Raw genomic sequence first — 5,994 nt, 5'->3', positions numbered from 1 at the left:
CAAGCGCATGCCCGAATCCGACTGCCCGGCCATGACCTGCATGGGGCGGCCCTGCGGCGAGGGCGCCACAGGAAGCGGCCCCATCACTTTGAAGTGCTCACCCACGTGGTCGATGCGGTGGATCTTCGTGGCATCGGCCACGATTCCGCTCGTCTGATCCCAGACCATCGCATCGGACTCGACCGAACCGAACAGCTTGGTCAGCACATCCTGAAACTCCGTCGCTCTCTCGTACCGCCACTCATGGTCCGGAATGCTGTCGTAGCCATAGTTCTGGCCTTCTTGCGGAAAGCCGCTCACGACGGCATTGAACGCAACCCGACCTCGGGTGACGTGGTCGAGGCTCGCCATCATTCGTGCGGCGTGGAAGGGATGGTTGTACGTCATAGACATCGTCGTGACGAAGCCGAGGTCCTCGGTGGCGGTGGACATGGCCGCCACCATCGGGATCGGATCGTGCCGCGGCCACGCAACACCTAGTTCCACGGTGTCAACCATCGAGCCGTTGACCATCGGCGTCCCCGCAACATCGGCGAAAAAGCCGCCGTCGAACTTGCCGCGCTCGAGGATGCGCGCGATGTCGAGATACAGCGCGGGGTCGCCGTACTTTGCATAGCCCTGCCAGGAGCCCGGATAGCGCCACTTCGCGTTGGAGTGGATGAGCGAGAGGTCGCAGATCAGGCGGATGTGGTTCTGAGGGGAGGACATCTATCGTGGTTCCGTTCTTCGGGGGTGTCAGTGTTCTCCGCGGCGATTCCACCGCAGGACCACCCGAGCCGTGCCTTTGACGACAAGGTCGAAGACCACGCCGAACAACGACAGGAGGGTGATGATTCCGAACAGGCCGGCCATGTTGTAGGTCGAGGTGTACATCTGCACGAGAGTGCCGAGAGGCGGCGAAGAGGTAAGGCAGCGAGCGATACAGACGCAGATGCCGAAAGCGCTGCCACCGCGTTGCATGCGAGACCCGCATCAGCTCCTCCTCCTCGTTCGAGGTGCTGCGCAGGCCCTGATACATGTTCACCATCACCGGGAAGAAGGTGAAGGTGGCGATGAGCACCACCTTCGACCAGATGCCGAAGCCGAACCAGACGATGAACAGCGGCGTTAGAGCGACCTTGGGGATGGCTTGAAACGCGACGATGTACGGATTGATCAGCTTGTAGAGCAGCCGCGACTCGGATAGCACGATCGCGATGAGGATGCCGACGGCTGCGCCGATCCCGAAGCCGAAGATCGCCTCCTGAAACGTGACCCACGTTGCCGCCCAGATCACCGGCGAGGTGAGCTGCATGGCGAGCGACTCGATGACGGGTATCGGCCCAGGTACGACAAGCGGGTCAACGTCGAAGGCGACGATGAATCCTTGCCAGATCAAAAGGCCGACGATGATGTACGCCAGGATCGCTGCGATGCGCCGCAGCACCGACACCGAGGTGCGCGCGGCCGTCTTGGACGAGCTTGCGAAGGTGCGTCCCGGGGTGACCCCGGATGTCAGAACCTCTGCCATGACGATCTTCCTTCTCGGTTCAGTGGTTGATGTGAACGCGCAGCTCACTCGTCAGCCGGGTGAATTCCGGCAGGGAGCGGGTTGCGGTTCCGCGCGGGCGAGGAAGCTCGTTCGCGACGTCGGCGACGATCCTGCCTGGCCGTGGCGACATGACGACGATGCGATCGGACAGGTAGACCGCTTCGGCGATGTCGTGGGTGATGAACAGAACGGTCGCGCCGGACTGCCGCCAGATCGCGAGCAGTTCGTCGTGCATGTGTTCGCGTGTGATGGCGTCGAGAGCTCCGAATGGTTCATCCATGAGGATGACTGCCGGGTCAGTGATCAGGGAGCGCGCAATGGCGACGCGCTGTCTCATTCCGCCCGACAGTTCGCTGGGGTATTTTCCACCGAGAGCCGTGAGGTTGACGATGGTCAGAAGCTCCTCGACCCTCCGCTCGACGTCTCGCTTGTCGACTCGCCGCCGTCCCATCCGAGCGGGCAGGGCGATGTTCTCGGTGACGGTGTACCACTCGAGCAGCGAAGGAGTCTGGAAAGCGATCCCGACCTTCCGGCTGGGACCAGCGACCGCTTCGCCGCCGATCTCGACCGACCCGGAAGTGGGGGCGGTGAGACCGGCGATCATGCGAAGCAACGTGGACTTGCCGCAGCCGGAGGGCCCGAGAACCGATATGAACTGCCCACTCGGGATCGTCAGTGAAGTGGTGTCGACGGCACGAATCGTATGGCGGTCGCGGGTCTGGAACTCCATCGAGACATCGCGGAGAGCGATCGATCCCTCGAAGGTTTCCGTGCGCGGGTCCAGCGTCAGGCTCACGGCTGCTCCGTGATGGAGTCGTGGTCGAAGTCGTTGGCCGCCGCGATGTGATCGGCGGTGAAGAACGACTCGGGCAAGACCTCGTCGGTCGGCACGATCATGCCTGTCTCCACGAAGTAGTCGATCTGGTTCTGCCACCGCTCCGCGGTCTGCTCGCCCCACATGGCGTCCTCTTCACGCTCGGTGACGCGCATTGTGTCGAGGGTGGTTTGCAGGATGGCGAGGTCCGCACCCATCGCCGCGGCCTCGTCCTCACCGGGCAGCGGCGCACGCTCGGGATACGCTTCCCAGAACATGCGGACAGCGCTCTCTGGGTAGCGCTTCAGATAGACCGCCGATTTGGCAAGGGCGCGAGAGAATCCTTCGACCAGTTCGGGGTCGTCGGCGACGATCTCGTCGCTGGTCATGATGCCGATGCCGTCCATCGTGGCTGACCACTCGGTGCCCTCGAGCACGCGCAGATCGTACCCGGCTAGCTCCCAAGCAGTGTAAAGACCTGGCCAGTAGAGCACTGCATCCACCTCGCCCGACTCGAGCGCCTGCATGGGTGTGGTGCCGTAGCCGGTCTCGATGAAGGTGATGTCATCGAGGCCGAGCCCGAAGGGCTCGAGCGAACGAGAGGCGTACGCGTCGGCATACGGGCCGAGACCCCAGGTTCCGATGACAGCACCCTCGAGGTCGCCGACCGACGTGGCCGACGAATCTTCCATGACAGCCATGCTGATGTTGAGGTCCGGAATGAGGTTGTAGATGATCTTCGTGCCGATCGGTTCGCCGTTGCCGGTGAAGAGCGGCTCTGACGGGGACGACATGATGAAGTCGACCTGTCCGGTGGTGAGACTCTGCATCAGGCCATCAGCGGCAGCATCGATCGTCATGTCGATGCACTCTTCATCGAAGTAGCCGAGTTCTTCGGCGAGGATCCCGTAGGGGATATAGGAGACGTCGAGATCGGCCGTGCCGATCACGAGGTGCGCCGGCGTCGTCTCGGCGCAGGTCGCCGCGGACTCGACCGTTGATCCCGCTTCAGTGGTCGCGCACCCCGCCAGGGCTACTGCTGCAGCAACCGCGATCACGGCCGCCTTCGTCCCGCGCGCCGCATTGAGAGCCATCATGTGGGCTCGTCCCTTCTCCAGATCGTCGCCCGAGGTGGGCGATCACGTCGATGACTGGAGAACGTACGCACCTCACCGCGCTGCGAAGTTGCGCCGGATGTCCGCGGACGTTACGCCGTTGCCAGCGGCGGATGCCGGGGCGCTGCGCCCCGGAAATACATGAGTACGAATCGAGTTACGCCGTGTGCAGTCGTGCGGACTCATCAGTTCCGCCGGGTGGGCTGGCCACGCACCGCCGCGCCTACGGCCGCTGGACCGGCACCACGGTGACCACATCGTCGAGCCCGACGAAGTCCCCGACATTCGTCGTGTACAGCGCAAGTCCCCGCGAGGCAGCGATGGCCGCGATCATCTGGTCGGCGAGGCGAGCGCGAGGCGAACGGCCGGCCGGCCGATCCCACGGCGGATGCGATGCGCCCATAGGCGCGAGCGGCCGCCGAATCGAACGGCAACGGATCGAATGCGCTCTCGACTCGCTGCAGCAGGTCCAGCCGCTGAGCCCGGTCGCGATCGGTGCGTGCAGCGTGCACACCGGCAGCCAGTTCCGCGAGGGTGACCGCAGTGATCGCCGCCTCTCGCGGCAGATCCGAGAGGTCGAGCAGCGGCCAGTGGATCACGACGTTGGTATCGAGCACCCCACGCAGTGGGCGACCAGGTTCAGCGCGGAAAGGGGTCGTCCGCGAGCGGATCGGCCAGCTCATCGATGTCGGCGCGCAGACGATCGGCATCGATCACGGTGAGCCCTCGGCCCAGACCGAGCAGCTTATCGGCCGGAACGAACTGGCGCTTCGGGCGCAGCGGCACGAGTTCTGCGATCCCGCGCCCGTCACGCGTGACCGTGAATGTCTCGCCGCGCTCGACGGCGTCCATGATCTCACGCGAGCGTGTGCGCAGATCGCGCTGGCTGATGGCGCGCGCTTCGCTCACGCCGCCAGGCTAGCGCTCGATAGCACCAGGTGGCACTCGCGGATGTGTCGTGCACTCGCGTGATTCCCGTGGGCGCAACCCCAGACGCGCAGACCGCCAGGCGCGCGCAACACGGCGGCGGCCGCGAGTCGGCACGAATGGTCGAAACCGCCGCGTGCGCCCGACATTTCGTGCCAGGTCGCGATCGACGAACCCCGACGCGGCGCAACCCCCGACCCCACCCCGCGCGCAAGCCCGACCCGCGCCAACCTCTAGGGTGAATCGCATGGCAGCGACCCCCGGCGATGAGACCGAGGCGCGGATGACGCTCGAGCTCGGGCGGCGCATCTCCGCACTGCGCAAAGAGCGCGGGCTGACCATGGTCGCCCTCGCGGCGCGCACCGAGCTGTCGCAGCCGTTTCTGAGCCAGATCGAGCGGGGCAGGGCCCGGCCGAGCATGCCGTCGCTGCACCGGCTGGCGTCCGCGCTCGGCACGACGACGCCCGCACTGCTGTCGGGCGGCGAGCGCGGAGTGGGCTCGGCCGCCGAGATCGACGACGACGCCGTCAGCCTCGTGCGCGTCGACCAGGGCTCGATGGTCACGCAGTCGAACGGGCAGGCGAAGGCTCTCGTGGTGGGCGAGCGCGAGATGTATCCGCTCGAGTTCGTCACGAACGTGACCGAGTTCGAGGATTACTACCAGCATCCCGGCGCGGAGTTCATCTTCGTCATTTCGGGGCACCTCGAGGTCGACCTCGCCGAGAAGGGCATCCACCGCATCGGCCCCGGCGACACGCTCTACTTCGCGGGAGGCGTGTCGCACCGGTGGCGCGTCGTCGGGCTCTGGCCGGCCCGGCTGCTCGTCACGCAGTCCGGCACGAGTGCACCGCGGGCGAGTGACGAGAATATTACCGTCGAGCATATTTAGGTAAGCGCGCCCACCTTCACGGCGCCGCAACTATCGGGAAACGCCCGCGAAACATCCTCAGCGGATATTGATCTAGTCAATATTCACTCAGGGAGGGCCGATGTCCGGCGCCACGCTCGACTTCACCGATGTCGCGATGAGGTTCCCCAACGGAACCGTCGCGCTCGGCGGCGTTGATCTCTCGATCCGACCCGGCGAGTTCGTCTCCCTTCTGGGACCGTCGGGATGCGGCAAGTCGACGCTGCTGCGCCTCGCATCGGGTCTCGACACGGCCACGTCCGGGCGCACCGCGAGCGACACCGACCGCATCGGCTACGTCTTCCAGGATGCGACGCTCCTCCCGTGGCTGAGTGTGGAGCGCAACGTCGCCCTGTTCGGCGAACTCGACCGCCTGCCCCGACCCGAGATCGAGCGCCGCGTCGCCCACGCGCTCGACATGGTGGGCCTCGCGCCCTTCGCCAAACATCTGCCCCACCAGCTCTCGGGCGGCATGCGCATGCGCACGTCGCTCGCGCGGTCGCTGGTCAACAACCCCGCGCTGTTCCTCTTCGACGAGCCGTTCGGCGCGCTCGATGAGTTCACCCGCGAGAAGCTGAACGACGACGTCCGGGCGCTGTGGCGCGACGAGGGGTTCACGGGTGTGTTCGTGACGCACTCGATCGCCGAGGCCGTCTACATGGCGACGCGGGTGGTCGTCATGGGCGCCTCGCCCGGACGG

The 5,994-nt window shown here is 65.5% G+C and carries 7 protein-coding genes and 1 pseudogene; 2 read left to right on the top strand and 6 right to left on the bottom strand.

Translation table 11 applies throughout. The annotated features are described in order from the left end of the window. The 6 genes and pseudogenes from DI573_RS13815 to DI573_RS13790 all read right to left on the bottom strand — a co-directional run. Nucleotides 1-570, bottom strand: a 570-nt coding sequence (locus tag DI573_RS13815) for an LLM class flavin-dependent oxidoreductase (protein ID WP_292815465.1), incomplete at its 3' end; no start/stop codon positions are given. Then, the gene (locus DI573_RS13810) at nucleotides 491-1,510 is read right to left on the bottom strand and encodes an ABC transporter permease (protein WP_292815462.1); all 1,020 of its coding nucleotides are present in this window, start codon (nucleotides 1,508-1,510) and stop codon (nucleotides 491-493) included. The genes DI573_RS13815 and DI573_RS13810, both read right to left, overlap by 80 nt. Nucleotides 1,511-1,529: 19 nt before the next feature. Next, nucleotides 1,530-2,261, bottom strand: a complete 732-nt coding sequence (locus tag DI573_RS13805) for an ABC transporter ATP-binding protein (RefSeq protein WP_292815460.1) — start codon at nucleotides 2,259-2,261, stop codon at nucleotides 1,530-1,532. Between the two features lie 62 nt (nucleotides 2,262-2,323). Further along, nucleotides 2,324-3,442, bottom strand: coding sequence for an ABC transporter substrate-binding protein (locus tag DI573_RS13800; protein ID WP_292815458.1), 1,119 nt, complete (start codon nucleotides 3,440-3,442; stop codon nucleotides 2,324-2,326). A 422-nt stretch (nucleotides 3,443-3,864) separates the two neighbouring features. Then, nucleotides 3,865-4,143: pseudogene (locus tag DI573_RS13795) on the bottom strand (hypothetical protein); the annotation flags it as partial. After that, nucleotides 4,100-4,369, bottom strand: a complete 270-nt coding sequence (locus DI573_RS13790) for a type II toxin-antitoxin system prevent-host-death family antitoxin (protein WP_292815455.1) — start codon at nucleotides 4,367-4,369, stop codon at nucleotides 4,100-4,102. The gene DI573_RS13790 and the pseudogene DI573_RS13795, both read right to left, overlap by 44 nt. Before the next feature lie 265 nt (nucleotides 4,370-4,634). Between DI573_RS13790 and DI573_RS13785 the strand changes: the two genes are divergently transcribed. Continuing rightward, nucleotides 4,635-5,276, top strand: a complete 642-nt coding sequence (locus DI573_RS13785) for an XRE family transcriptional regulator (protein WP_292815452.1) — start codon at nucleotides 4,635-4,637, stop codon at nucleotides 5,274-5,276. A 100-nt stretch (nucleotides 5,277-5,376) separates the two neighbouring features. Further along, nucleotides 5,377-5,994 (top strand): ABC transporter ATP-binding protein (locus DI573_RS13780; RefSeq protein ID WP_292815449.1); only part of this gene is annotated, 618 nt, incomplete at its 3' end.

It is taken from the genome of Microbacterium sp., assembly GCF_003248605.1.
Classification (GTDB): domain Bacteria; phylum Actinomycetota; class Actinomycetes; order Actinomycetales; family Microbacteriaceae; genus Microbacterium.
The sequence above is the reverse complement of the archived record's forward strand: the minus strand, read 5'-3'. Positions and strand labels throughout refer to the sequence as shown.